Source organism: Armatimonadota bacterium, from assembly GCA_028871815.1.
Taxonomy (GTDB): domain Bacteria; phylum Armatimonadota; class Chthonomonadetes; order Chthonomonadales; family Chthonomonadaceae; genus REEB205.
This window is the reverse complement of the sequence record JAGWMJ010000012.1, coordinates 1-24963: the sequence shown is the minus strand read 5'-3', so window position 1 is coordinate 24963 and position 24963 is coordinate 1. Positions and strand designations below refer to the sequence as shown.

The window sequence follows — 24963 nt, the reverse complement described above, 5'->3', positions numbered from 1 at the left end:
TTCCTGCAATTCGCCCGGTCGAACCATCCAGGGCACGTGACGCGGCTGGTGCAGGGATGCCGCACCCGGATGGGGAATGGATGCCGGCACGGTGCGCGGCTCCATTCTTCTGGACGCGGAGCGAATCGCTACATGACCCGGTACCACATCGAAACCGGCGAAACAGCCGGGTTCACCACCTATACGCTATTCGACGAAGTATTTACGGCGGCAGCAGCCCTTGTGCCCGAGCTCGGAGGCAACTGCGTCAGTCTGACAACCTCAGCACGAGGGCCCGGCGGTACGCCCGCTTGTGAGCCTCTGTTGTGCGTGCTTCCACCCGCAGATTTGCGGGAACTGATGGAATCGCCGTTTCACGCCGGAATACCCGTGCTTTTTCCTTTTCCGAATCGAGTGCGAGACGGCGCCTATGTTTGGAATGGCCGGGCGCTCAAGATGCAGCGCTCGCTGGACAAAGGTTGGGATCGATCTGCCCACCAGGCGATCCACGGCCTGGCCGGCGATCAAGCCTGGAAGGCGGTGCGTTCCGAGTGCACTGCGGAGAGCGCCGCTTTGACGCTGGAGTTCGATACCGGCCTTCACGCGGACGTTCTGGAGCAGTACCCGTTCCGATGCTCCGTACAAGTCTGCTGGCGGCTCTCCGACGGTGAGCTAGGGATGGAGATCGCCATTGCAAACAAAGAGGCAGAAGCCATTCCGATCGGGTTCGGCATCCATCCCTGGTTTCCCACGCAACTTCGGCCGGGAGTCATGACCATCGACCAGGCGCAAGCTGTGCCGGCTGCGAGCCGCGCCAACCTTGAGGTTACAGTACCCTGTGCTGCGGTTTGGCAACTTCAGGACTTGATGCCCACCGGGCGTGTGCTGGCGCTGGCCGATGCAGCCGATGCCACCGACTTACGGGCCTTCACGCCGCTGGACGGCCGGACGTTCGACACCGTCTATACCAGGGTATCGGCTCGCGATGCCGGCGGAGCCTCGACCGCGCGTATTCGTGATCTGGAGAGTGGACTGGAGCTGTATGTTGCGGCCGCCGAACCATTTCGGGAGTGGGTGGTGTACGCCCCAACGCAGCGAAATGTGATCTGTCTGGAGCCGTATACGTGTGTGACCGACGCCATAAACCTTCAGCCGCGTGGCATCGATGCCGGGTTGATCGCACTGGAGGCGGGATCGGAGTGGAGGTCCTCAATCCGAATCGGCTTGTCGGCGGTTGAGTAGGGCCAAAGGCTCGTGCGGGCGTTGACAAGCTGAGCGCGCGCGACTATACTTCCTTCACGGAGGCACGGTTCATGGCCAAGACCACCAACAAGTTCTCTGAGCTGCTGGAAGCGGAGTGGGTTGAATCGCTCCTGACCGCCTGGAACGGCGCTGTGATCCTTGCGGTCGGCGGCCTACTTCTCTACCTGACCCGCTTCCATCCGGCGCCAGGCGTCCGGTTGGCCGAGCTGATCTTTTCGTCGTTCGCGATTGCGCTGGGGCTGGTTATCGTCGGGTTGTCGGTTTGGCGCGGCAAGCAGGCGTCCGACCTGCCAACGGTGCCGTTTCCGTGCCCATATTGCACCTCAAACAACCTTTTTATCGCTCCTCCCACCGACGATTTTGAATGCGATCACTGTCACCGGACGGTCCATTTTGCGTTCGGCGAGCCGGTCCCCGTTCGCACCGTCATCTGCCAATACTGCCACACCGAACATCGTGTCGCCATGACCGTACAGCGGTACGTGTGTGACCGGTGCAACCGCCTGCTGGATGTAGGTTCCGACCCGACGAAAAAGGTTTCTATCGTCGGCACTGCCGCTGTGGATTCCACCGAGGCGCTGCTGCAGAACTACGACGTATTGCTGGTTGCGTACGACCGACGCACTGAGAACGAGCTTGCGCTGAAGCTGGTGAATCTGATGGTGGTCAATATGCCTGAGGCCAAACGCCAAATGGTACTGGTGAGCGCGGCGACGCCGCTCACCGTTGTGCGGAATCTGCCGCACCGCAAAGCCGAGTCGATTCGCCGTCAGCTGCAGGAGCTTGGAGCAACGGCTTCATTGAGATCCAACCAGCAGGCGCCGACGGCGGGATCTGGGCAGCCGCGTGCTCCTCACGCGTAGGCCAGTACCGCAGCGCATGCAAGAGCGAGGCCGCCGAACGCTCTGGTGTTGCTTGTAAACCGGGAACGGCGTTCAGGCGGGGCGGTGGCGTCGCGCCTTTCGGGTCAACTCGGCAGGTAAGGCGCGCGTACCGGAGAGGTACTCCTGCGCGATGCGGCTCGTCATCATACGAGCAGCCACCCTCAGGCGTACTTTGCCATCCGGCGTCATTACCGTAAGCGTCTGCAGGTTCGGCAGAAACGTGTGGTTCTTTTTCGGCGCGCGCAGATTCCATGCACCGCTGTGTGGGTGCCGACGTCGATGGCCCTTCATCGGGCCTTTACCGGATAGTTGACAAATACGAGACATTATTGCGTTCTCCATGCTCCAGCGTGATGCCGGCGATGCGAAATTGGTGAATTCGTTAGTAGGCAGCCTATCGCCGGGCGCAGACGAACAGTCGCTGCCATTTTGGCGTGAACAGATGGCTGATCGCCACGCCATGCTTGCCGCTCGATGCGTGGATGAACAGGCCGTTACCCATATAGAGCGCGGTGTGCTCCACGCCAAGCCGATTGGTGCGCCGAACCAGATAGAGGCGGTCGCCTGGCTGAAGCTGGTCTTCGGGTACGGGCACGCCATACGCCATCTGGTCGGAGCCGAGTCGTGGCAGTTGGAACCCGAGAGCGCCGAATACATTTTTGACGAAACCGCTGCAATCGATGCCGGCTGTTGTGTTGCCGCCCCACTTGTACGGCACGCCCAGGTAGCTCTCCGCAACGCGGATCAGCTCGGCGGCATTGCCGGTGAAGAACGGGCGGTCCTGACGGGGGTAGATATCCCCTGCGCCAGCCCCGACCGGTGCCGGCGGCGGTCCTGACGACGTGGCGTCGCTAACCACGGGATCGTCCAGTTTGCGAATTGCCGCCGCAGGTACCCAACCGGTAGAGCCATCCGCCATCAGAATGCCGCACCAGCCGCCTTCCTGCTGCTGTACAGCAACGTAGGTTCCCGCCTGCGCAGTGGCGATGGTACTGCGATCACCCGGCCGCCGATAGAAACCGGCGCTTCGCAGCAACTGACCAAGGCTGCCAACAACGGGACGGTGGCGCGACGGCGCACCGCGTGCCGTCATGTGTCTGCTCGCCATCGGCTTGCGTACCCACTCACGCCGCGTTCCCGGCAGTACCGACGTGCTGGCGGAAGCCGTAACAACAGTGCCACTGGAGGCTGCAATCGGCGGCAGGTTGAGCGTGATCTGGCTTTGCGCACGCGCGACACCCGTTAGGCAAACGGCTACCGACGCCATTACCATAGCGACGGAGGGTTGCCGAATTGAGTGCAGACTGCCGACTACGCGGCGCATTGTTGCCATTTGCAGGGCTCCGATTTAGCGCTTGCTGAACTGGAAGCCACGCCGTGCTCGCTTCCGTCCGTACTTCTTGCGCTCTTTTACGCGCGGGTCCCGCGTCAGTAGGCCGGTTCGGCGCAGTGCCGGCCGGTTCTCTGGGTCCACGGCTAACAGCGCCTTGGAGATGCCGTGACGGATCGCGCCGGCCTGACCGGTAACGCCGCCGCCTGTGCAGTGCGCAATTACGTTAAAGCGACCTGTGGTCTCAGTAGCCGTAAACGGCTGCTCAAGGAGCTTGTACAATAGCTCCCGGCCAAGATACTTGCGTCCGTCGCGGTGGTTGATCGTCACAAGCCCATCACCGGGAGTAATCCAAACACGTGCCGTCGCATTTTTGCGATGGCCGGTTCCGTAGTAGCGCACGCTGCTGTCTTCGGGCAAGTCTACTCTCCCCCATTCTTTCGGGTACCCAGGAACGGTACGGGATGCTGCGCCTCATGCGGGTGCTCCGGACCGCTGTACACCTTGAGCTTGCGCACCATGGCGTCACCAAGTCGGGTGTGTGGCAGCATTCCACGGACAACCCGTCGCAGGGTGCGTTGCGGTGTAGCGGCCAACTCGGCGCCACGCTGTACACTCTTCAATGCACCTGGCCAGCCGGTATGGTGATAGATGGGTTCCTTGCCCTTGTTGCCACCAGTTAAAACAGCTTTAGCAGCATTCACGATTATTACATGATCGCCGCAATCCACGTTGGGTGTGTAGATTGTTTTGTGCTTGCCGCGCAGCAATCGTGCAGCCTCTACGGCCACACGGCCGACGGGCTGGTCAGCCGCATCCACCACGTACCAAACACGTGACTCCCGCATTTCTTCTACCGATGCAAACCGAGTTGCTTTCGCCATCTAATTCACGTCCCGCCCTTCCTGCTCTAGTGCCGACCGCCGCGCGCCGAACTCCTGTCGTTTCCCATATCGTACGCGATACAGATAGAGGCCCTGGGCCGGAGCCGTGGGTCCCGCATCGCCCCGCTGTCCGCCATCCAGCAGCCCAGCCACATTCTGAACCGTCCGCTTTCCGGCGCCGACCTCGATCAGCGTTCCAGTCAGCGTCCTCGCCATTCCCCGCAAGAATGCGTTCGCTTCCACCTGTACCAGGATCAGGCCACGCCATCGGCGGACCCAGCACCGCATAACCCGCCTGCACGTTGATGCATCCGGCTCGGTTTCCGCGGCAAATGCACGGAAATCGTGCTCACCGATAAGCGTCTGAGCAGCCATGTTCATGGCTTGCACATCCAGTGCCTTGCGAACCACTGCTGTGTGCCGCCTCATCAGCGGTCCGTCGGCGCCGCCTGCCGAGATCAGATACCAGTAAACTCGGGCGGACGCCGAGAAACGGGCGTGAAAGCCATCGCATGCTTCTTCGGCCCGGCTAACAGCTACATCGGCCGGGAGTACGCCGTTTAGCGCGGCGCTGATACGGCACACCGGCACCGAAAGCTCGGCAGTAAAGCTTACTACCTGCCCCAGCGCGTGCACACCCGCGTCGGTGCGCCCTGCCGCGTTCACTCTGCCTATCAGCGCTCCTCGCTGTTGAATTGCCTCCTCAAGCGTCTGTTGCACTGTCCGGCAGCCCTGCTGCCACTGAAAGCCGTGGAACTCCGTACCGTCGTAGCAGATGACGGCCCTGTATTGTGCCGGCGAGCCCACGATCCCAGACAGCGCCTCTTGCGTTACCGGCTCTAACCGGCCGCCGCTTTCCGACCCGTTGTTTTCTTGGCCTTAGCGGTGGTTTCCCCGGTAACGGCCTCTTCCACAAACTCCAGCATAACGATCGGGGCCGCGTCTCCCCGTCGCATGCCAACATGAATGATGCGGGTGTAGCCACCGGGCCGCGTCATGTATCGAGGGGCAATCACATCGAACAGGCGCGCGGTGACGTACTCCGGATTATGCGCTGGCCGGGCACCGCCTTTGGCGCCACGCTGCTCCGGATCTTCTATAAACTTCCTTACGTTGCTGTCCACATAACGCCGGACCAGACGCCGGGCATGAACCTGTTCCGGCACGGTTGCGGATGATGATCCCTTGCGCGCGATCGTTACTAATCGCTCCACAATCGGCCTCACCTGCTTTGCCCGGACCTCGGTGGTGGTGATGTGATCATGCATGAGCAAGCTCCGCGTAAGGCCCTTGAGCAGGGCATTACGTTGGTCGCTCGGCAATCCGAACCGTTTATAACCTCGCTTGTGCCGCATTTCAGTTGTTATCCTTCTCGCCGTCCACAGCCGCAATTGCAGGTCGCCCTGCGCGCAGGGTCAGTCCGTGCACTGCCAGTTTCTCGTGTACTTCGTCCAGTGAGACCTTGCCGAAGTTGCGGATTTGCATCAGCTGCTCGTCGGTCCACCGGATAAGTTCGCGAACATTGAGGATCGACTCTTTCTTGAGACAGTTGTACGTTCGCACGGTGAAGTTCAGCTCTTCGATCCGGATAGCCGGTACCGTCTCATCATCCTCGGTCTCGTCGTTGAGTGCGGGCAGTGCCATTACGTCGCCTGGCTGCCGCTTATAGTTCACGAACAACGCGAAGAATTGCGAGAGGTGCCGGGCGGCAGAGCTCATGGCTTCTTCGGGCGCCAGCGTACCATTTGTCCAAACTTCGAGGATGAGGCGCTCGAAATTGGTGTTCGATTCCACTCGCGTCGCCTCTACAGCGAAGCTCACTTTTCGAACGGGTGTAAATGCAGCGCCCAGTGCGATTGTACCGATCTCGGCTTCCGGCAGGTCCTCATGCTTGTCGCCGAGTACGTAGCCCTTGTTGATCGAGACCGTCATCTCAATACCAAGCTCGACACCCTCGTCTGAAATGGTCGCCAGGTAGACTTCGGGATTCACAACCTCTACGTCTTCCGGGCAAACAACGTCGGCCCCGGTAACGCGGGCCGGTCCCATTACCTTGAGTCTCAATACGCGCGGCTGATCGGACTGTACCACGCCATTGCGGTGGACGCGGACGTTGATGTCTTTCAGATTCAGCAGCAGTTCGGTGGTGTCTTCCTTAACGCCCGGTATCGTGGAGAACTCGTGCAGCACCTTGTCGATGCGGGCGCTTGTGATTGCAGCCCCTTGAATGGAGCTGAGCATTACCCGCCGCAATGCATTGGCCAGCGTAACGCCGTAACCACGCTCAAGCGGTTCGACCAAAAACTTGCCGTAGCTGCTGGTAGATTCCAGAGTACCGATTTTCGGCACAGCCGATTCCATTTGTCACACTCTCCTTGCGCAGCCGCCCGCGACTGTCTTTAAGCACATCGCCTTCCGGATTGCCGTTCGCCACCGCCCTCGGCGAGCGGCGCAGGTCGGCACATTACCGGGAGTAGAACTCGATGATGAGCTGCTCGCGCACATCGGTATCAATCTGATCGCGGCTCGGAAGCGTCACCACCGTGCCCTGCATCTGGTTCGTATCGAAAGTGATCCAGTTCGGCGGTCGCTGCCGGTGCACACGCTGACGCGCCTCAGTGATTCCACCCTTGGCGCGCATAGACGGGGCGACGCCGACGGTATCACCAGCCCTCATTTCAAACGACGGAATGTTGACCGGCCGGTCGTTGACCGTGAAGTGCCGGTGCGTCACCATCTGCCTTGCCTGGGCGCGCGACGCTGCGAGCCCCATGCGGTAAACCACGTTATCCAGGCGAGCTTCCAGCAGTTGCAGGAGGTTCTCACCGGTTACGCCTGCTCTCCGTTGCGCCTCAGACATGTAGTTTCGAAACGGTCGCTCGAGGACGCAATAGATCCTTCGCAGTTTCTGCTTTTCGCGCAGTTGCTGACCGTATTCCGTTACTTTCCGTTGGAACGTCGGGGCGCCATGCATTCCCGGCGGCTTGTCGCGGAACCGCGTCTTGCCGTCCTTGCTCGGCTTTTCCATCGTGCAGTGTTTATAGCACTTATCGCCCTTGAGATACAGTTTGGCGCCTTCGCGACGGCACTGGCGGCACCGTGGATCGTGGTTATTTGCCATCGTTACTCCTGAACATCACTCGCAACTCCTAAACCCTTCGCCGCTTCGGCGGGCGGCAACCATTGTGAGGCAGTGGGGTCACATCCTTGATCATGGTAATCTCTATGCCTACTGACGTCAGGGCCCGAATAGCCGTCTCGCGGCCGGCGCCGGTACCCTTGACCATCACCTCTACCCGACGCAGGCCGTGATCCATGGCTTTGCGTGCTGCGCTCTCGGACGCAACCTGCGCGGCAAACGGCGTACCCTTCCGCGTTCCTTTGAACGAGCCAACACTCCCGGCGCTGGCGCTGGCAATTACGGCGCCGTTTACGTCTGCCAGGCTTACGATCGTGTTGTTGAAGGTCGACTGGATGTAGGCGATTCCTTCCACGATATTCTTCCGTTCGCGCGACCGCGTTTTTGTTTGGCCCTTCGTGGGCTGCTTGGATGCCAATAGAATCCTCTACTTTCCAGCCTACTTCTTCAGCTTCTTCTTACCTGCAACCGCGCGCTTCGGACCCTTCCGCATACGGGCATTGGTTTTGGTTCGCTGTCCGCGCGCCGGCAGTCCGCGGCGATGCCGCATGCCGCGATAGCAGCCGATTTCCATCAGTCGCCGGATGCTCAGCTGAAACTCACGGCGAAGATCACCCTCTACGCGATACTCGCGCTCGATGATTTCGCGGAGGCTTCCGGCTTCGGTATCGGTAAGGTTCCGAACCCGCGTAGCCGGATCGATTTTCGCCTGCGCCACGATCCGCTGCGCGCTCGGCAGGCCGATACCATAGATGTACGTCAGCGCGTACTCGATGCGCTTATCGCGCGGCAGATCCACACCGGAAATACGAGCCAAAACGGCCTCCTAGCCCTGGCGCTGCTTGTGCTTCGGGTTGACGCAGATTACGCGAACCACGCCCTCGCGCTTGATGACCTTGCATTTTTCGCACATCTTCTTCACCGATGCTCGAACCTTCACAAAACACCTCCGTCGCGGCACACGCTAGTGCCCATCACGTCACCGATCGGACTTTGCGCGGTGGCGCGAGTATCTGCCGCACGCAACTGCAGCATTTAACCGACTATGACTTATACCGATATCGAATACGCCCTCGCTCCACATCGTATGGCGATAACTCCAGAAGCACGCGGTCACCCGGGAGAATACGGATGTAGTTCTGCCGCATCTTCCCCGAGACATGCGCCAGCACTGAACGTGCCTGCTCGCCCACAGTTATCTCCACGCGAAACGTTGCATTCGGCAGCGCTTCCGACACCACACCCTCTACTTCAATCCCCGGCTCTTTGCCAGAGTCGGCCGCGGGCACTTTCCGTACCGGCGCTCCCGTGGTCGCACCAGGTGTGGTGGCTGCGACGGGCGGTTTCTTGCGGCGCTGCGCGCCCGGGCGCATTGGCCCGGATGGTCGTCTTGGTCCTGGCATTCAGTCTCCGTTTGTCAGAATCTGCGCACCGCAATCCGCCACGGCAACGCTATGTTCGAAGTGCGCCGACCGTGATCCGTCGGCTGTTACTATGGTCCACCCGTCATCCAGCACGGCGATCCGAGACCCGCCCAGATTCAGCATCGGCTCGATCGCGAACGTCATCCCGGTTACCAGTTCCGGTCCCCGCCCGGGCCGTCCGTAGTTGGGTATCTGCGGATCCTCATGAAGAGATCGCCCGACTCCGTGCCCGGTCAGCTCCTTCACCACCGAAAGCCCACTGCGTTCCGCCCGGGTTTGCACGGCTGCTCCTATGTCGGACACGCGACCGCCGCTGTGGACCTGCGCGATGCCGTCGTACAGGGCTCGCTCGGTAACTTCAAGCAGCATTGCAGTCTCGGAGCTCACTTCGCCTACAGCGAAAGTCCAGGCGCTGTCGGCGATGAAGCCATGCAGCTCCACGCCGACGTCTACCGTGACGATGTCGCCTTCCTCCAGTTTGCGGCGTCCGGGAATTCCATGCACGATCTCGTTATTCACCGACACGCACGTCCATGCAGGATACGGCGGATGACCGGGTGGTGCATACCCCAGGAAGGGAGAAGACCCACCGGCGGCGGATATAACCGAGATAGCGATATCTTCAAGATCCCCGGTTACAATTCCGGGCGCGACTGCCTGACCGCACGCGTTCAGAACTCGGTGGACGACGCGCCCGGCCTGGCGGATCAATTCGATCTCCGCATCGGTCTTCGGTTGTACGCCGACGGTTCGGCTGGTATCTTTCATACAGTAGCTTCTGCTATTGTCCGGCACTGCACGCCTGCGAAGGCGGCGCCGCGGCGGTCTGCGGCATGCATGCGCCAAGCGCGACCTTCACCGCTTCGAAAATGGCATCGGCTGATCGATCCGCTTCGATAGCCCGATATTGTACTCGGTTTCGGTAGTTCTTCGCTAATGGCATCGTGGCTTCGTGATAGAGTGCCAACCGGCGCTCTACCACGTCTTCGGCATCGTCGGCCCGAATGATGAGCGGACTCCCACACAGGTCACATCGCCCGTCTACTTTTGGCGGCTGATACCGAACGTGGTACGTGGAGGCATCCCTGGGGCACACCCGCCGCCCCGTAAAGCGGTCGATAAGTACTGCCTCGGGCACGATTAGTTCCAGTACCATGTCCAGCGACGCGTGCCGCGCAACCAGCACAGCGTCCAGTCCGTGCGCCTGCTCCACGGTTCTCGGAAAACCGTCGAAAATGCAGCCGTTGGCGCAGTCTGGTAGCGCCAACCGCTCATCCACAGCAGCCAGTACCACATCGTCGGGTACATACTCTCCGCGATCCATTCTCACCGCGCTAACGGCTTGGCCGAGCGCCGTGCCACGTGCCAGGGCATCGCGAAAAATGGCGCCGGTTGATACCGCTGGAATGCGGCAGTAGGCGGCGATCCGCGCGGCCTGCGTTCCTTTCCCCGAGCCGGGCGGACCCAGCAATACGATGTACATAGCCTCTTTTCCCCGCGCCTTTGCGGGTACACACCCCGAACAGGCTGAGATTGTATACAGCAGGGCCTCGGAGCGTCGTCGCCCGTTTGGCCGGTTTTGCGAGCGCAGCATAGCCGCAGCCCGCCGAGTTACAGCCGGCTACCGGGCCGACTACTTCTTGTTCCGGATGAATCCTTCGTAATTTCGCATGATCAGCTGGGCCTCGATAGCCTGCAGCGTTTCAATACCCACACCCACCACGATGAGAAGCGACGTACCGCCGACCAGCGTAAAGCTGCGGAAGCCGGTCCACGCTGGAATGAGGTACTGAGCAACGGCGACGAGGGCCAGGAACACCGCTCCCGCCAGGGTGATGCGTGATACCACACGCTCAAGGTAGTCCAGCGTAGGCTTACCTGGTCGGATACCGGGAATGTAGTTGCCGTACTTGCGCAGATTGTCGGAGAGCTCCTCCGTATTCAGCACAATGGAGGTGTAGAAGTATGTAAAGACGATAACCGCGAGCGCATATAGGCCCAGCGGGATCCAGTTTGCCGCCGGATTGAACCAGGTTGCGAAGTTATGGATCCATGCGAACGGCCCGCTGCTTGCGGGGGGCACCAGCTGCACCAACGTCTGCGGCAGCAGGACCATCGAGATGGCAAAGATGATCGGCATAACACCGGCCGTGTTCACCTTGATCGGCAGAAACGAACTTTGCGCTTGAGTCTGCCGCATACCGATTACGCGCTTGGCATGGCTGATGGGGATCCGACGCGTACCTTCCGTAATATAAACCACGGCATAGACGGTTCCGACGAATGCAGCAATCAGGAGCACCATGTTGATCCACGGCACGGTGCCATGGCTAACCTGCAGCCAGATCAGATTCACCTGGTACGGCAAGCTAAGCAGGATGCCGGCAAAAATCACCAGCGACACTCCGTTGCCAACGCCCTTTTCGGTAACCTGCTCACCCATCCAGACGAGGAACTGGGAGGCTGCTGTAAGCGTTACGATGATCTGGATGCGCGTAATCCAGGATACTTCGATGCCACCGCGCGAGAAGATGAGCGTCATGCCGGTTGCCTGAAGAACCGACAGGGCAACCGTGAGGCGCCGGGTGATTCGGGCGATTTGCTTTCGACCCGACTCGCCCTCCTTTTGGAGCGCGTCCAACTGTGGTATCGCCACCGCCATCATCTGCATGATAATGGAGGAGTTGATGTAGGGCGCGATACCCATGGCGAACAGCGACATTCGCCGAAACGCGCCTCCGGAGAACACATCCACGAGGCCCAACAGTCCTCCGCCTTGCTGGCCCATAATCGCCGCCAGCTTGGCGTGATCGATCCCCGGGACCGGAATGTGCGCGCCGACGGCAAAGATACTGAACATGCCGAGCACGAACAGAATCCGGTTTCTTAGCTCCGGTATGGAGGCGGCCCGACGAACGGCCTGAAACATCTAGGCTCGGCTCCTGATCGCGGGAAGAAGAGTAACCTCCCCGCCTGCCGCCTCAATCTTGGTTCGTGCCGCCGCCGAGACCGCGTGCGCGGAGATCGCCAGTTTGATGCTACACTCACCGTCTGCCAGCACCTTCAATCCCTGATGCAGGTTCCGGATCAAGCCGCGCTGCAGCAGCACATCCGGCGTTACCACGTCATCGGGGGAGAACAGCGTGGTGAGCGCGCCCACATTGATGAGCGCGTATTGACGCTTGCGAATCGGGTGAAACCCGTGCGGATTTCGCTTCCCTACGCCGCGACGCTCCGGCAGCCGGCGATGGAGCGGGGTTTGGCCGCCTTCGAAGTTTGGATTCACGCTGCCGCGAGCTTTGTTTCCGTTGTATCCGCGAGTGGACGTTTTGCCACGTCCGCTGCCAATGCCTCGGCCCACGCGCTTTCGGCGGTGCGTCGATCCAGGCGCGGGCTTTAGCGTATGCGCCGCAATGGGTTCTGGCTGTTCAGTCATAGTTGTTTTATACCGTACCGTCAACCCTTGGTTTCGGTGGCGGCTTCCACCACCACCAGGTGCTGCACCCGGTGAATCATGCCGCGCACAACCGGCGTATCCGGGCGCTCCACACTCTGTCCGAGTCTGCGCAAACCAAGTGATCGCACGGTGGCGCGCTGATCGTGCATGCCACCAATGACGCTCTTTACCAGCGTGATCTTCAGCGCGGTCGTCATAGCACCACGTCCTCTGCCGGCGCGGTGTCGTGGCGCCGCAGCGGGTCCACTCCGCGCAGCCGTGCGACCTCGCCGGCCTGTTTCATCCGCTTCAGCGCCTCGATGGTCACCCATGCGATATTCAGCGCGTTGGCCGAGCCTAACGATTTGCCCAGCACATCGGTAACGCCGGCAAGTTCGAGAATCGTCCGCATGCTGCTGCCCGCAACGATTCCGGTTCCAGCTGATGCCGGCCTCAGCATGACCTCGGCAGCGCCTTGACGCAGAAAGATCTCGTGCGGCAGTGTGCCGGAGGTGAGTGGCACGCGGATCAGGCTCTTACGGGCAGCTTCGATGCCCTTGCGGATTGCATCGGGAATGCCGCGAGCCTTGCCCAAGCCAACACCCACATGCCCTTCGCCATCGCCAACGACCACCAGGGCGCTCCAACTCATGTTGCGGCCGCCTTTGGTTGTCTTCTGGCACTTGTTGGTGCGGATGACGCGTTCCTGCAGATTGAGCGTATCGGGATTTATCTTCGCCAATGAGTGCTCCAGCGGCGCCTGAAACGCCGTAAACCGTTCAGAAACTAAGCCCGCCTGCGCGGGCGGCATCGGCTAGCGCCTTGACGCGGCCATGGTACTTGTATCCGCCGCGGTCAAAGACCACGGCTCCCACACCGGCCTGCTTTGCCCGGTCGGCAATCAGCTTGCCCACTGCAACGGCGCCGGAGAGGTTTCCCCCGCTCACCTTTTGCGAAGCCACCTCCGTGTCGCGTGACGATGCGGCTACCAGCGTGTGCCCCTGCGCGTCATCGATCAGCTGAACGTAGATATGCTTAAGGCTCCGCGAAACACTCAGTCTCGGCCGGTTCGCAGTACCCGTAACGCGTGACCGCACACGGCGGTGACGACGGAGCCGCAACCTTTCCTTCTCTTCAACTCGCATCCTGAACCACTCGCTTCCAGCGTCTGCCACGGGACAGACGCGAACTATCAGTATAGCGTACTGCAAGCCGGCATTAGAGGTACCGGCTTGCGAACGTGTGCCCCTATCGGGCAGGCACTATTTCTTGGCGCCTTTACCTGCGGCCTTACCGGCCTTGCGACGGACTGCCTCTCCGCGATAGCGCACGCCTTTGCCTTTGTAAGGCTCGGGCTTGCGCAGCTTGCGGATTTCGGCGGCTGTCTGACCTACTCGCTGCTTGTCGATACCGGATATCGTTATCAGCGGATTTCGGGTTACCGGATCCTGACTTACCTCAAACGTGATCCCGTCTCGTGGTGCAACCTCCAGCGGGTGCGACATACCCAGCAGCAGGCGAATCGATCGGCCGACCAACTCGGCGCGATAGCCCACGCCTTGAATCTCCAGCTGGCGTGTATAACCCTTTGTAACGCCCTCTACCATGTTGGCAATGAGCGTTCGCGTAAGGCCGTGAAGGGCACGGTGACGTTTAGCGTCACCGGGCCGCTCCACCAGCAGCAGTCCGTCTTCCTGGCGAAAGGTAATGTCGGGGACTATGTCCACCTCCAGGGATCCCTTCGGCCCGGTCACGGTCACATGGCCATTGGCATCGCCGGTTATGGAAACGCCGGCCGGGACCGGTATAGGTTGTTTGCCAATTCGAGACATTAAGTCGTCCTCGTTCTACGAGCGCTTTCTACGCCGTGAATCCAACTCACCATACGTGGCAGAGCACTTCGCCGCCAAGCCCCGCTTTGCGTGCTTCACGGTCAGTCATGATTCCGCGGGATGTTGAAATAATGGCGATGCCGAGCCCGCGCAATACACGCGGCGTTGTTTGATGGCTGCAGTAGACGCGCATACCGGGCTTGCTGATGCGCTTCAAGTTGGTGATAACGTGCTCGCGACGCGGGCCATACTTCAGATCGATGTGAACATAGTTCTGCGGCTGCTTCTCCACCACTCCGAATCCCTGTATAAAGCCCTCACGGGCCAGAACCTTCAGGATTTCGACCTTAAGTTGGCTGGAGGCCAGTTCGACAGAGGGATGACCGGCGCGCTCCGCGTTACGGATGCGCGTCAGCAGGTCGGCGATTGGATCGGTTGTGTAAGCCATGTAACTCCTCTACCAGCTTGCTTTGCGTACGCCGGGAATCAAGCCCTTGTGCGCCATTTCGCGGAAGCAGATTCGGCACAAGCCGAACCTGCGGATGACGCCGCGTGGGCGCCCGCAAACGTTGCACCGTGTGTATGCTCGCACTGCGAACCGCGGCTTCCGTTTCTGCTTTTCGATGAGTGCCTGTTTTGCCAATGTTGTCTCCAAGCCTATGCGGACGCCGGAGCGGCCGCGGGTCACTTATTCGTGTTCCTTCGCCACCTTTGCCTCGTTGACCACCGTTTGCGCCACGTGGGCTGGAACTTCCTCGTAGTGCAGTGGGCTTAAACTGAACGAGCCACGGCCCTTGGAAATGGAGCGCAGGTCGATAGCATATGTCAGCAGTTCTGCCTCCGGCACCGTGGCGCTCAAACAGATGCGATGTCCGCCAATCGCCGTGGTGCCGACGATGCGGCCGCGACGCGAAGAAAGGTCGCTCATCACATCGCCCAGCATGCCTTCGGGAACTACGACCTCCAGAGAAACAATCGGCTCCAGCAGCACCGGGTTGGCCTTGGCCGCAACGTTGTTGAAAGCCTGAATGCCCGCCATGATAAAAGCGGCCTCGGAGGAGTCTACATCATGGTACGACCCGTCGTAGCACGTTGCGGTAAAATCCACAACGGGAAAGCCGGCAACCGTGCCGGATTGCGATGCTTGGCGAATCCCCTTTTCCACTGCGGGCAGATACTGGCGAGGCACTGAGCCGCCGACTGTAGCGTCCACAAACACAATTCCTCCACCAGGGTTCGGCTCGAGACGCACCCAGCAGTCTCCGTACTGACCACGGCCGCCGGACTGCTTCTTGTGTTTGCCTTGCCCTTCGGCTTTGATGCCGATCGTTTCACGATATGCGATGCGGCGCGGCACTACATCCACGTTGGCGCCAAATTTCTTCAGGCGCTCCACCACAATCGAAAGATGGGTATCGCCCGCGCCTGCAATGACGGTCTGTCCGGTTTCCGCGTCGCGGCGGAACTGAAACGACGGATCGGCCATCGCTACGCGCTGGAGTGCCGGCCCCAGCTTGTCTTCGTCAACCTTGCTTTTGGCGACAACAGCCACCTCATAAGCCGGCGGCAATAACGCAAAATCCGGGAGGATGATTCGTGCGGTCGGATCACAGAGCGTATCCCCGGTGTGGGTTTCGGCAAGCTTGCTCGTCACGCCGAGATCACCAGCGCGGATCTCAGTCGTCAACTCCTGGTTCTTGCCGCGGGCGAAGTAGATCTGCCCGATCCGCTCCTCGCGGCCCGTACAGGTATTCAGCAGTGTCTGCCCCGCTTTGAGCGTGCCGGAGCACACCCGGAAGTAGCTGAGGGTACCGAGAAATGGGTCGGCGATGGTTTTGAAAACCTGCAGCGCTAGCGGCGCGGAGGCATCCACCGGCCGCACCTCTTCGGCAGCGTCGCTGCCTGGCCGCCGTCCGACAACCGGGCCAACCTCACCCGGATGGGGAAACTCGTGGACGATGATATCCAGCAGGTCGGTCATGCCGATATCCCGCGCGGCAGAGCCGCACAAAACGGGCACAACCTTGCCGGCGTCGATGCCGGTGTGCAGCCCATGCATCACCTCATCATGCGTCAGCTCGTCGCCACCCAGGTACTTCTCAAGTAGTCCGTCCTCGCCTTCGGCCGCCGATTCCACCAGCAGTTCACGATATCGGTCCGCCTCGGCCCGGTATTCCGCGGGAATCTCGGTCTCGGTCACCTCTTTACCGGCGCCAATGAATGCGCGCATCTCCAACAGGTCGATAACGCCGGCGAAGGAATCTGCAGACCCGATCGGTAGCTGGAACGGCGCAATAGCGGTGCCGTAGCGCGTCCGCAAGCTGGTGACCACTTGAGCAAAGTCGGCGTTCTCGCGGTCCATACGGTTTATAAACACCGCTCGGGGTCGTTGAAGGCCAACGGCTGCGTCCCATGCGATGTCGAAACCGACCTCGGGCTGGTTTTGCGCCGGCGTGACCAATATGGCAGCGTCAACCACGGCCATTGCACAGCGGACCTCGTTGACAAAGTCGAGGTAGCCGGGCACGTCCACAATGTTCAGCTTGGCGCCATGCCATTCGCAGGGGGCAAGGCCTATGTTGATGCTGATTCTGCGGCGCTGCTCTTCGCTGTCGAAATCGGTGGTTGCGGTGCCGTCGTCGGTCCGCCCTAGCCTGTCGATCGCACCCGAACAGTAGAGCAGCGCTTCAGCCAGCGCGGTTTTGCCCGCGCCCTGATGGCCGAAGAGACCGACGTTATGGATGGATGTGGCGTCGTACGGTTTCATACGGTGACCCGCTTCATTGGAGGTGTGTCCATTGCCAGCATCAGCGCTCGCGGAACGGCATGCCGAGGGCCTTTAACAACGCCCGTGCGGCCTCGTCTGTGGTTGCGGAGGTGCAGATGATGACGTCAAGCCCTCGAACTTTGTCGATCTTGTCGTAGTCGATCTCAGGAAACACCAACTGCTCGCGAAGGCCAAGGGCAAAGTTGCCGCGCCCATCGAATGAGTTGGGCGATATCCCTTGAAAGTCACGAATACGCGGCAGCGCCGTGTTGACCAGCCGGTCGAAGAACTCGTACATCCGGTCTCCCCGCAGCGTTACCTTGCAGCCGATGCGAGATCCTGCGCGCAGCTTGAAGTTGGAAACCGACTTGCGAGCGAGCGTCACTACCGGCTTTTGGCCGGCAATTATCGCCATATCGCGCAGCGCGCCATCCAGCTCCTTCGCGTCACCGCCAGTTTGCCCTGCTTTGCCCACGCCCATGTTCAGCACGATCTTGTCGAGATGCGGAACCTGCATCACGTTCTTGAACTGAAACTCCTTTTTGAGCGTGACAGCAATCTCTTGCGTGTACCGATCCTTCAACCGTGGCATAAGTGGTCTTCGTCTCCGTTGGCGTCGTTACGCCGAGCCAGCAATTCAGCGTGCATCCAGTGGCTTGCCACACTCGGGATGTTTGCATACGCGATACTTCCGGCGCGCGGGCTTGTCGGCGCCATCACGAAAGGCCAACCCTACGCGCGTAGGCTTATGGCAACTAGGGCACACGACCATCACCTTGCAGGCGAGCATCGGCGCCTCTTTCTCAACCCGCCCGCCCTTCACCACCTCGCTGCCTCCAAACGCCCCTGGCCGGTTGGTCTGGCGATCTTTGGTGTGGCGCGTGATCATATTCACGCCCTTTACCAGCACCTGGTTGCGTTTTGGGTAGGCGGCGAGAACTTCGCCGCGTTTGGTTACGTCCTTGCCGGTTATTACCTGAACCGTATCGCCTTTGTGTACGCGCAAGCGGACCGGCTTATTCGGCATGGATGGCTTCGGCAGTGGCATCTATAGCACCTCAGGAGCAAGCGAAATGATCTTCATAAAGTCGTGGTCGCGTAACTCGCGAGCTACGGGACCGAAGATACGCGTTCCGCGCGGCTCCAGATTCGGCTGGATCACCACGGCAGCATTGTCGTCGAATCGCAGCACGGAGCCATCGGGGCGCCGGATAGGATGCCTGGTGCGCACGACCACGCACTTGACAACGTCGCTCTTCTTTACCTGCTGGTTCGGCGTGGCCGACTTGACAACTCCCACAATCACGTCACCGACGAAGGCGTAGCGCGTGTTGGAGCCTTTCAGCACACGGATGCAGAGTATCTCGCGTGCGCCGGAGTTATCGGCACACTTCAATCTTGTGTAGGGTTGGATCATCGAAATATCGCCAAGCGAATCGCCGGTTCAGGCTCGCCGCTACTTTGCCCTCTCAACAATGCGTGTTACGCGCCAGCGCTTCAGTTTGGAAAGCGGCCGGGTTTCCATTACCTCCACGGTATCGCCGGCCGCGCTGGCAAGTTCGTCATGTGCGTACAGCCGGCTGCTTTGCCGCATGATTTTGCCGTAGAGCGGATGTCGCACTCGCGTTTCAACGAGCACAATCACCGTCTTCTCCATCTTATCGCTCACCACTCGGCCCTGGCGCACCTTGCGTCGGCCGCGTTCGCCCGTGGCGGCAGCAAGGGTTGGCTTCGGCGCGGCAACGGCGGGCGCTGGTGGCTGCTTATTGGCAACAGGCTTCCGTCCCGAGCCGGCTTTGCGCGGCGGAGCCGGCGCAGCCGCAACGGCCGCTGGCTCCGGTTCGTGCGGCGCCACCGACACCACGTCCGCGGTATCTGCCTCAGGCTCCGCTACGGCTGCGGCGTCGCCGGTGTCAGCCTCAGGCTGGGAGGCTGCCAGTACATCGGCAGTGTCAACCGCCGGTTCTGCTGCCACCAACCTCTCAGGCGACTCGACGACTTCCGATGCTGCTGCGGCCGCGGACAGCTCTGCCACAACGGGACTGTCGTGCTCAACGGGTACTTGGTCTTCGTTCACGTTTTCTTCGATCATGCCGGTCCTGTTCCGGTGAGCTCTCGCTCACGGAGAAGCGTCAGTGCACGCGCAATCTGTCGGCGCGTACGTCTGATAGCGTTAACATCTTCCAATTGGCGCATCACGTGCTTGCGCCGCAGGTCATAGAGAGACCGGCGCAGCTTGGATACTTCCAGCCACAGTTCATCGTCGGTTACCTGCCGCAGTTGAAGCCGCAGGTCCTTCTTCTTCTCATTTGCCACTCGATTACTCTCCGTCTGCCGATTCGGTTTCCGGCGAAGAGGCGACTCCGGCCGTCTCGCGCATGACGAACCGAGTATCAATCGGAAGTTTGTGCGACGCGAGCCGCATTGCCTCGCGCGCCAACTCCTCGGTTACGCCACCCATCTCAAAGAGCACGCGTCCCGGCTTGACCACTGCTACCCAGCCTTCGGGAGCGCCTTTGCCGGAACCCATGCGAGTTTCGGCGGGCTTTTTGGTAAACGGTTTGTCCGGAAAGATGCGGATCCAGATTTTGCCGTTTCGCCGAACGTACCGGTTCATGGCGATACGAGCCGCTTCGATCTGATTAGCGGTCATCCAACAGGCTTCAAGAGCCTGCAGTCCGTAGTCGCCGAAGCTCACCACGTTTCCGGAATGAGCCGTGCCCGCGCGGCGACCGCGGTGCTGTTTTCGATGTTTGACCCGCTTTGGCATCAACATGTTGGATACTCCTTAACCGGCTGCCGGCGCTTCGGGAGACGGAGACTCAGCAGATGTCGATGGCGCAGCCGGTGCTGCAGTTTCCGCCGGTGAAGCAGACCGTGGCGTCATCGCCGGCCTTGGCCGACCGCCGCGGGCGCCTCGCCGACCGCGGTCCGATCGTTCGGACGACCGATCTGCCCGGCCCTCAGGGCGGAATGAGCGGGCAAGGTCCGCGTCGGATTCCCGCGGCTGCCCCGGAAGGAGATCGCGCTTGTAGATCCAAACCTTGATCCCGATATTGCCATATGTGGTCGCGGCCTCTGTAAAGCCGTAGTCGATGTCGGCGCGAAGCGTGTGAAGCGGTATCTGCCCCTGCCTATCCTGCTCACGCCGCGCCATTTCGGCTCCTGCAAGGCGACCGGCGCACATGATGCGGATACCCTTCACTCCAAGCTTCATGGCCCTCATGATTGCTTGTCGCATCGCCCGCTTGTAGGCGATCCGCTTTTCGATCTGCTGCGCCACCGACTCGGCCACCAGCTGTGCATCGATGTCGGGGTATTTGATCTCCGACACGCGAACATAGACCAGTTTCCCCGTCAGCTTATCCAGCGCAGCCTTCAGTTCATCGATACCCTTGCCTCCGCGGCCGATGATCATGCCGGCCTTGGCAGAATGGAGCGTGACGGTTATTCGGTTGGACGCCTTCTCCAACGTAACCCGGGAGATCGCGGCATTCGGAAGATGCTTTTTAACGTAGTCGCGGATCTTCCAGTCTTCGTAAACGGCATCGGCACAGCCGCGCGGTGGCGCGTACCATTTGCTCTGCGCATCGACGAAGACTCCAACCCGAAACCCGATGGGATGAACCTTTTGGCCCAATTCGCTAGTCCTTTCGCACGCTCAGCTTACGCATCCGCCTCGGTTGCGTCACTCTCGCCATGGTCTTCCTGCACAACGCTCTCGTTCGCCTGCTCGTGCGCCTCGGCGCCGATCGGTGTTGCCGTAACCGGCTGCTCAACGACAGTTTCTACAACCGCCGGCGCCTCCATGACGGCGGCTTCTGCCGCTGCCTCCGCTTTCACGGCCGGTGCCGGCGCTTTCCGGGTGCGTGCCGGCGACGCCGCGTGAGCGGCAGGAGCTGCCGTTGTGCCTTTCGCCTGGCGCGCAGCCGCAGCGCGTCCTCCCGTTTCAACTTTTCGCGGCTTCGCCGGCTTCGGCTCTACCTGCCGTACGACGATTGTAATATGGCTCGTGCGCTTGAGAATCCGATAAGCGCGGCCCTGTGCCCGTGGCTGAACGCGCTTTTGCCGCGGTCCTTCATCGACGCGTGCCTCCACGACCTTCAGCCGTTCAGGCTGAAGGTCATGATTCCGTGCGGCATTGGCAATAGCCGATGCCACCACGCGCTGAATGTACTGCGCGGCGCGGTTTGGAATAAACCGCAGGAATACGATCGCGTCGGTGGCGTACAGTCCGCGTACCTCATCGATTACCAAACGCGCCTTGCGGGGCGGTACGCGGACGAACTTGGCTACAGCTCGTGCCTCGTCGTCGCGCACCTGGCGTCCCAGTTCACGGCGGCGATGTTCGCGATGAGTGGCTTCACGGGCTAACCCGTTCTCTTCCGGCGGCATTGAAGTCCTCGAATCTTTCTACTTTATGCCCGAGCGCCGTTCCACCTGCTGGCCGGCATGTCCACGAAACAGCCGCGTGACGGCAAATTCGCCGAGCTTGTGGCCGACCATGTTTTCCGTTATGAAGATCGGGATGTGTTTCCGTCCATCGTGGATCAGCAGCGTGTGGCCGATAAAATCTGGAAATATGGTCGAACGGCGCGACCACGTTCGCACTGCACGTTTTTCACCACGCGCATTCATCTCCCGGATCTTCTGAAGCAGTTTGGGGTCGGCATACGGCCCCTTCTTTAGCGATCGTCCCATTCACATCTCCCGTTGGCGCGTTAGCGGTTTCGTCGCCGCACGATAAACTTGTCGGTCGCCTTGTTGTGGCGAGTTTTGTAGCCCAGAGCCGGCTTGCCCCACGGCGTAGCCGGGCCTTTGCGACGTCCAATCGGGCTCTGCGCCTCGCCGCCGCCATGCGGATGGTCTCGCGGGGTCATCGCAACTCCGCGTACGTGCGGCTTGCGACCCAGCCAGCGCACCTTGCCGGCCTTGCCATGCGAGATGTTTTCGTGCTCGGCGTTACCAACCTGACCGATACTGGCATGGCAGGTGAGAAGGATGCGCCGGGTCTCCCCAGACGGAAGTCGGATCTGTGCGTAGCGCTCTTCGCGGGCCATCAACTGGGCTGCGACGCCGGCGGACCGCACCAGCTGCCCTCCCTTGCCAAGATGCAGCTCAATATTGTGGATGAGCGTGCCAACCGGTATGTTGCGCAGCGGAAGACTGTTGCCTGGTCGAATGTCGGCGCCCTCACTCGCCACGATCCGATCACCGGTTTTCATGCCGAGTGGGGTCAGGATGTAGCGCTTATCGCCGTCATCGTACTCCACCAGGGAGATGCGGCACGAACGATTCGGATCGTACTCAACGGTGGTTACCGTTCCGAATACGTCATACTTGTCGCGCCGAAAGTCGATGATGCGGTACATCCGCTTGCTTCCGCCACCGATGTTCCTGGCTGTTCTGCGCCCTTTGTTGTTGCGTCCACCGGTTTTCTTGAGAGGCGTCAGCAGCTTTTTGCACGGATCAACCGGCTTGTTGGCGCCCTCTTTCCGGGTCAGTTCGGTGAAAGTGAACGAGCTGCGAAAGCGCTGCCCCGCGCTGGTTGGCTTATGTTGTCGTATAGGCATCGCGTCAGATTCCCTCGAACATCGTCAACTCTTTATCTGTAGTGACGATGGCCTTCTTCCACGAAGGTGAGTAGCCGCCCGTCTTTCCTTTGACCATGGACCGGCGCTGCTTGCCCTTTACATTCATGGTGTTGACGGCAAGCACCCGAACATTGCTCGCTGCGTAGATCGCTTCCACAGCCTGGGCAATTTCGATTTTGTTGGCCGCCTTGTCCACTCGAAAGTGGTACTTGTTGTGCGCCGCCTGATCGGTGCCTTTTTCTGTGAGCAGTGGGCGTACGATTACGAGGTAGGGGTCTTTCACGCTGCTGCCTCCGCTGCCGGCGCCGGTTCCCATGCCGACTGAATGCGCGCAACGGCGCCGCTCAGCAGCACGATTTTACGCGCGAAGAGTACGTCGGATACGGAGAACTCGTTGCCATAGCGCAAGTGGACATTCGGAAGGTTACGTGTGGAACGCCACAGGACGCGATCGAGTTCAGGAATGATGACGAGAATTCTGCTGTAACCATCCAGCTCGAGGTTCTGGATCACGGCCCGCGCGGCGCGCGTTTTTGGCGTAGGCGAGTCGAGTTTCCACTGATCAAGGCCTATCACGTCGCCGGCTGCAACGCGGGCGGAGAGGATACATCGAAGCGCGCCACGCCGCATCTTGACCGGGAGCGCCTTACGGTAGCTGCGCGGCACGGGGCCGCCCACGACGCCACCGCCGCGCCAGTGCGGCGCCCGGATCGTGCCTTGCCTGGCCCGTCCGGTGCCCTTCTGCCGCCACGGCTTGCGGCCTCCGCCCCGTACCTGCGACCGCGTCTTTGTGGATGCAGTGCCCTGGCGTCGATTGGCGGCCTCAGCAACCATAGCCTGATGGACCAGGGCCTCGTTCCAATCGACACCGAAAACGGCTTCCGGCAGATCGAGCGTTCCAGCCTCTTTGCCCGCTTGATTGTATAGTGATATGGATGGCATTCGTCTAAACCTTGCGCGCACTCAGCTCAGCGCGGCGGCAACTGCTGGATGGTAACCAGCCCTCCCTTGGCGCCGGGTATAGCGCCCTCAATCAGAATCAGGTTCTTCTCCACGTCCACGCGAACGATGCGCAGGCCCCGAACGGTAACCCTGCGGCTACCCATATGGCCGGGCTTGCGCGTTCCCTTGAACGTACGTGCTGCATCCGTGGCGCCGCCGGATTGCGGCTTGCGATGGATCATCGATCCGTGCGTCATATCGCCGCCGTGGAAGTGAAATCGCTTCACAACGCCCTGAAAACCCTTACCTTTGCTGACACCGCTAACCTTGACACGCTGCCCGGGGCGAAACATCGAGCAGTCAATGGTCTGGCCCGGCTTATAGTCCTCGCTGGAGTCGATCGGCAGCTCACGCAGGTATCGCAGGGGGGCTACGTCGGCGCGCTTGTAGTGAGCCGTCATGGGGCGGTTTACATTCTTGGGATGGATTCTGCCAAACCCCACCTGTACCGCTGCGTACCCATCTCTATCCGGCGTTTTGACCTGAATAACTACCACCGGCCCTGCCTCTATGACCGAGACGGGCACCACTTCGCCATTATCTGCAAAAACCTGCGTCATTCCGACCTTGCGGCCGATTATTGTGTTCACCATGCTGGCTCCGTAAGCAGCTCCGGTCGGGACACTGCGCGTACAACTTGCTAAAGCTTGATCTCGATATCGACGCCGCTCGGAAGATCCAGCCTCATTAGCGCGTCGATGGTTTTCGCCGTGGTGTCGTGGATATCGATCAGGCGCTTGTGTGTTCGCTGCTCAAAGTGTTCCATCGACTCCTTGTCAATGGTGGTACCACGGTTCACGCAGAAGATCGCGGTCTCGGTCGGCAGCAGCACCGGGCCGGCGACGCGCGCACCCGTGCGCTTGGCAGTCTCAACGATCGTCTCGACCGACTGGTCTAGGCTGCGGTGGTCGAACGACCTGAGTCGGATGCGGACATGATTGGCTCGAACGGTTGCTGGCATTTTCACTCCTCCGGCAGAGAAGGAGCGCGGCCTCTGCAAGTCCGCGCTCCCTCTATCCGGCTATTCTGGTTCTTACTCCAGTATCTTGGTCACAACCCCGGCGCCAACGGTATGGCCGCCTTCACGAACGGCAAAGCGTAGGCCCTCCTCCATCGCGATGGGCTGGCCAAGTTCGCCCGTGATGCGGATGTTATCGCCCGGCATCACCATCTCCACGCCTTCCGGCAGGTTCATGGCGCCGGTTACGTCGGTGGTGCGGAAGTAGAACTGTGGCCGGTAGCCGGTGAAGAACGGCGTATGCCGCCCACCCTCTTCCTTCGTCAGGATGTAGACCTCGCCCTCGAACTTGGTGTGCGGCTTGATGCTGCCGGGTTTGGAGACCACCTGGCCGCGCTCCACGTCGGTGCGGTTCACACCGCGAAGCAGTACGCCCGCGTTGTCACCGGCGAAGATCGTATCGCAGATGCG

The 24963-nt window shown here is 60.6% G+C and carries 40 protein-coding genes; 2 read left to right on the top strand and 38 right to left on the bottom strand.

Annotated elements, in window-relative coordinates:
- The first annotated feature begins 132 nt into the window (after positions 1 to 132).
- Together KGJ62_13370 and KGJ62_13365 are read left to right on the top strand one after the other, a co-directional pair.
- Positions 133 to 1221 (top strand): aldose 1-epimerase, encoded by a 1089-nt coding sequence (locus tag KGJ62_13370; GenBank protein MDE2127571.1) that lies wholly within the window; start codon positions 133 to 135, stop codon positions 1219 to 1221.
- A 71-nt stretch (positions 1222 to 1292) separates the two neighbouring features.
- Complete coding sequence (locus KGJ62_13365; GenBank protein MDE2127570.1) at positions 1293 to 2105, top strand: hypothetical protein; 813 nt, start codon at positions 1293 to 1295, stop codon at positions 2103 to 2105.
- 72 nt (positions 2106 to 2177) lie between these two features.
- Here KGJ62_13365 and KGJ62_13360 read toward each other — a convergent pair whose 3' ends face one another.
- The 38 genes from KGJ62_13360 to tuf all read right to left on the bottom strand — a co-directional run.
- Positions 2178 to 2453: a hypothetical protein gene (locus KGJ62_13360; protein MDE2127569.1), complete on the bottom strand. Its 276-nt coding sequence runs from the start codon at positions 2451 to 2453 to the stop codon at positions 2178 to 2180.
- A gap of 67 nt (positions 2454 to 2520) precedes the next feature.
- Positions 2521 to 3459, bottom strand: coding sequence for a C40 family peptidase (locus KGJ62_13355; GenBank protein ID MDE2127568.1), 939 nt, complete (start codon positions 3457 to 3459; stop codon positions 2521 to 2523).
- Positions 3460 to 3474: 15 nt separating this feature from the next.
- Positions 3475 to 3876 (bottom strand): 30S ribosomal protein S9, encoded by a 402-nt coding sequence (gene rpsI / locus KGJ62_13350; GenBank protein MDE2127567.1) that lies wholly within the window; start codon positions 3874 to 3876, stop codon positions 3475 to 3477.
- Between the two features lie 2 nt (positions 3877 to 3878).
- Positions 3879 to 4340: a 50S ribosomal protein L13 gene (gene rplM, locus KGJ62_13345; GenBank protein MDE2127566.1), complete on the bottom strand. Its 462-nt coding sequence runs from the start codon at positions 4338 to 4340 to the stop codon at positions 3879 to 3881.
- Positions 4341 to 5147 carry a tRNA pseudouridine(38-40) synthase TruA gene (gene truA / locus KGJ62_13340; protein ID MDE2127565.1) on the bottom strand — a complete coding sequence of 269 codons (807 nt, stop codon included), beginning with the start codon at positions 5145 to 5147 and terminating at the stop codon, positions 4341 to 4343. It lies immediately after the preceding gene.
- Between the two features lie 32 nt (positions 5148 to 5179).
- Positions 5180 to 5695: a 50S ribosomal protein L17 gene (rplQ, locus tag KGJ62_13335; GenBank protein ID MDE2127564.1), complete on the bottom strand. Its 516-nt coding sequence runs from the start codon at positions 5693 to 5695 to the stop codon at positions 5180 to 5182.
- 1 nt (position 5696) lies between these two features.
- Positions 5697 to 6701: a DNA-directed RNA polymerase subunit alpha gene (locus tag KGJ62_13330; protein MDE2127563.1), complete on the bottom strand. Its 1005-nt coding sequence runs from the start codon at positions 6699 to 6701 to the stop codon at positions 5697 to 5699.
- A 103-nt stretch (positions 6702 to 6804) separates the two neighbouring features.
- Entirely contained in the window at positions 6805 to 7461 is a 657-nt protein-coding gene (rpsD, locus tag KGJ62_13325; GenBank protein ID MDE2127562.1) for a 30S ribosomal protein S4, read from the bottom strand.
- Between the two features lie 28 nt (positions 7462 to 7489).
- On the bottom strand, positions 7490 to 7897 hold the full coding sequence (gene rpsK, locus KGJ62_13320) for a 30S ribosomal protein S11 (protein ID MDE2127561.1): 408 nt from the start codon (positions 7895 to 7897) through the stop codon (positions 7490 to 7492).
- Positions 7898 to 7918: 21 nt separating this feature from the next.
- Positions 7919 to 8296, bottom strand: coding sequence for a 30S ribosomal protein S13 (rpsM, locus tag KGJ62_13315; GenBank protein ID MDE2127560.1), 378 nt, complete (start codon positions 8294 to 8296; stop codon positions 7919 to 7921).
- 9 nt (positions 8297 to 8305) lie between these two features.
- Positions 8306 to 8419 (bottom strand): 50S ribosomal protein L36, encoded by a 114-nt coding sequence (gene rpmJ / locus KGJ62_13310; protein MDE2127559.1) that lies wholly within the window; start codon positions 8417 to 8419, stop codon positions 8306 to 8308.
- A 103-nt stretch (positions 8420 to 8522) separates the two neighbouring features.
- A complete protein-coding gene (infA, locus tag KGJ62_13305) occupies positions 8523 to 8852 on the bottom strand; it encodes a translation initiation factor IF-1 (protein ID MDE2127558.1) in 330 nt (109 codons plus the stop codon).
- A gap of 30 nt (positions 8853 to 8882) precedes the next feature.
- The gene (map, locus tag KGJ62_13300; protein ID MDE2127557.1) at positions 8883 to 9671 is read right to left on the bottom strand and encodes a type I methionyl aminopeptidase; all 789 of its coding nucleotides are present in this window, start codon (positions 9669 to 9671) and stop codon (positions 8883 to 8885) included.
- A 13-nt stretch (positions 9672 to 9684) separates the two neighbouring features.
- Positions 9685 to 10386, bottom strand: coding sequence for an adenylate kinase (locus KGJ62_13295; GenBank protein ID MDE2127556.1), 702 nt, complete (start codon positions 10384 to 10386; stop codon positions 9685 to 9687).
- Positions 10387 to 10536: 150 nt separating this feature from the next.
- Positions 10537 to 11832 (bottom strand): preprotein translocase subunit SecY, encoded by a 1296-nt coding sequence (secY, locus tag KGJ62_13290; protein ID MDE2127555.1) that lies wholly within the window; start codon positions 11830 to 11832, stop codon positions 10537 to 10539.
- Positions 11833 to 12318 carry a 50S ribosomal protein L15 gene (gene rplO, locus KGJ62_13285; GenBank protein MDE2127554.1) on the bottom strand — a complete coding sequence of 162 codons (486 nt, stop codon included), beginning with the start codon at positions 12316 to 12318 and terminating at the stop codon, positions 11833 to 11835.
- 41 nt (positions 12319 to 12359) lie between these two features.
- Complete coding sequence (gene rpmD, locus KGJ62_13280; GenBank protein MDE2127553.1) at positions 12360 to 12557, bottom strand: 50S ribosomal protein L30; 198 nt, start codon at positions 12555 to 12557, stop codon at positions 12360 to 12362.
- Positions 12554 to 13150, bottom strand: a complete 597-nt coding sequence (gene rpsE / locus KGJ62_13275; protein MDE2127552.1) for a 30S ribosomal protein S5 — start codon at positions 13148 to 13150, stop codon at positions 12554 to 12556. The genes rpmD and rpsE overlap by 4 nt, the downstream gene beginning before the upstream one ends.
- Positions 13119 to 13484 carry a 50S ribosomal protein L18 gene (gene rplR, locus KGJ62_13270; protein MDE2127551.1) on the bottom strand — a complete coding sequence of 122 codons (366 nt, stop codon included), beginning with the start codon at positions 13482 to 13484 and terminating at the stop codon, positions 13119 to 13121. Before rplR ends, rpsE begins: the two co-directional genes overlap by 32 nt.
- A gap of 117 nt (positions 13485 to 13601) precedes the next feature.
- On the bottom strand, positions 13602 to 14171 hold the full coding sequence (gene rplF, locus KGJ62_13265; protein ID MDE2127550.1) for a 50S ribosomal protein L6: 570 nt from the start codon (positions 14169 to 14171) through the stop codon (positions 13602 to 13604).
- A gap of 46 nt (positions 14172 to 14217) precedes the next feature.
- A complete protein-coding gene (gene rpsH, locus KGJ62_13260) occupies positions 14218 to 14619 on the bottom strand; it encodes a 30S ribosomal protein S8 (GenBank protein MDE2127549.1) in 402 nt (133 codons plus the stop codon).
- Positions 14620 to 14628: 9 nt separating this feature from the next.
- Entirely contained in the window at positions 14629 to 14814 is a 186-nt protein-coding gene (locus tag KGJ62_13255; protein ID MDE2127548.1) for a type Z 30S ribosomal protein S14, read from the bottom strand.
- A 45-nt stretch (positions 14815 to 14859) separates the two neighbouring features.
- Positions 14860 to 16938: an elongation factor G gene (locus KGJ62_13250; GenBank protein ID MDE2127547.1), complete on the bottom strand. Its 2079-nt coding sequence runs from the start codon at positions 16936 to 16938 to the stop codon at positions 14860 to 14862.
- Between the two features lie 40 nt (positions 16939 to 16978).
- On the bottom strand, positions 16979 to 17530 hold the full coding sequence (gene rplE / locus KGJ62_13245; GenBank protein MDE2127546.1) for a 50S ribosomal protein L5: 552 nt from the start codon (positions 17528 to 17530) through the stop codon (positions 16979 to 16981).
- Between the two features lie 45 nt (positions 17531 to 17575).
- Positions 17576 to 17965 (bottom strand): 50S ribosomal protein L24, encoded by a 390-nt coding sequence (rplX, locus tag KGJ62_13240; protein ID MDE2127545.1) that lies wholly within the window; start codon positions 17963 to 17965, stop codon positions 17576 to 17578.
- Positions 17966 to 17986: 21 nt separating this feature from the next.
- Entirely contained in the window at positions 17987 to 18355 is a 369-nt protein-coding gene (rplN, locus tag KGJ62_13235; protein ID MDE2127544.1) for a 50S ribosomal protein L14, read from the bottom strand.
- 39 nt (positions 18356 to 18394) lie between these two features.
- On the bottom strand, positions 18395 to 19030 hold the full coding sequence (gene rpsQ, locus KGJ62_13230; GenBank protein ID MDE2127543.1) for a 30S ribosomal protein S17: 636 nt from the start codon (positions 19028 to 19030) through the stop codon (positions 18395 to 18397).
- Positions 19027 to 19230 carry a 50S ribosomal protein L29 gene (rpmC, locus tag KGJ62_13225; GenBank protein MDE2127542.1) on the bottom strand — a complete coding sequence of 68 codons (204 nt, stop codon included), beginning with the start codon at positions 19228 to 19230 and terminating at the stop codon, positions 19027 to 19029. The genes rpsQ and rpmC overlap by 4 nt, the downstream gene beginning before the upstream one ends.
- A gap of 28 nt (positions 19231 to 19258) precedes the next feature.
- On the bottom strand, positions 19259 to 19714 hold the full coding sequence (gene rplP / locus KGJ62_13220; GenBank protein ID MDE2127541.1) for a 50S ribosomal protein L16: 456 nt from the start codon (positions 19712 to 19714) through the stop codon (positions 19259 to 19261).
- 12 nt (positions 19715 to 19726) lie between these two features.
- Complete coding sequence (rpsC, locus tag KGJ62_13215; GenBank protein MDE2127540.1) at positions 19727 to 20578, bottom strand: 30S ribosomal protein S3; 852 nt, start codon at positions 20576 to 20578, stop codon at positions 19727 to 19729.
- 26 nt (positions 20579 to 20604) lie between these two features.
- Entirely contained in the window at positions 20605 to 21333 is a 729-nt protein-coding gene (gene rplV, locus KGJ62_13210; GenBank protein ID MDE2127539.1) for a 50S ribosomal protein L22, read from the bottom strand.
- A gap of 18 nt (positions 21334 to 21351) precedes the next feature.
- Positions 21352 to 21639, bottom strand: coding sequence for a 30S ribosomal protein S19 (gene rpsS / locus KGJ62_13205; GenBank protein ID MDE2127538.1), 288 nt, complete (start codon positions 21637 to 21639; stop codon positions 21352 to 21354).
- 20 nt (positions 21640 to 21659) lie between these two features.
- Positions 21660 to 22511, bottom strand: coding sequence for a 50S ribosomal protein L2 (gene rplB / locus KGJ62_13200; protein MDE2127537.1), 852 nt, complete (start codon positions 22509 to 22511; stop codon positions 21660 to 21662).
- 4 nt (positions 22512 to 22515) lie between these two features.
- Positions 22516 to 22815 (bottom strand): 50S ribosomal protein L23, encoded by a 300-nt coding sequence (gene rplW / locus KGJ62_13195; GenBank protein MDE2127536.1) that lies wholly within the window; start codon positions 22813 to 22815, stop codon positions 22516 to 22518.
- Positions 22812 to 23474 (bottom strand): 50S ribosomal protein L4, encoded by a 663-nt coding sequence (rplD, locus tag KGJ62_13190; GenBank protein MDE2127535.1) that lies wholly within the window; start codon positions 23472 to 23474, stop codon positions 22812 to 22814. Before rplD ends, rplW begins: the two co-directional genes overlap by 4 nt.
- Before the next feature lie 26 nt (positions 23475 to 23500).
- The gene (gene rplC / locus KGJ62_13185; protein ID MDE2127534.1) at positions 23501 to 24127 is read right to left on the bottom strand and encodes a 50S ribosomal protein L3; all 627 of its coding nucleotides are present in this window, start codon (positions 24125 to 24127) and stop codon (positions 23501 to 23503) included.
- 47 nt (positions 24128 to 24174) lie between these two features.
- Positions 24175 to 24495: a 30S ribosomal protein S10 gene (gene rpsJ, locus KGJ62_13180; protein ID MDE2127533.1), complete on the bottom strand. Its 321-nt coding sequence runs from the start codon at positions 24493 to 24495 to the stop codon at positions 24175 to 24177.
- 72 nt (positions 24496 to 24567) lie between these two features.
- Positions 24568 to 24963: elongation factor Tu (gene tuf, locus KGJ62_13175; protein ID MDE2127532.1), on the bottom strand; the 396-nt coding region annotated here is incomplete at its 5' end.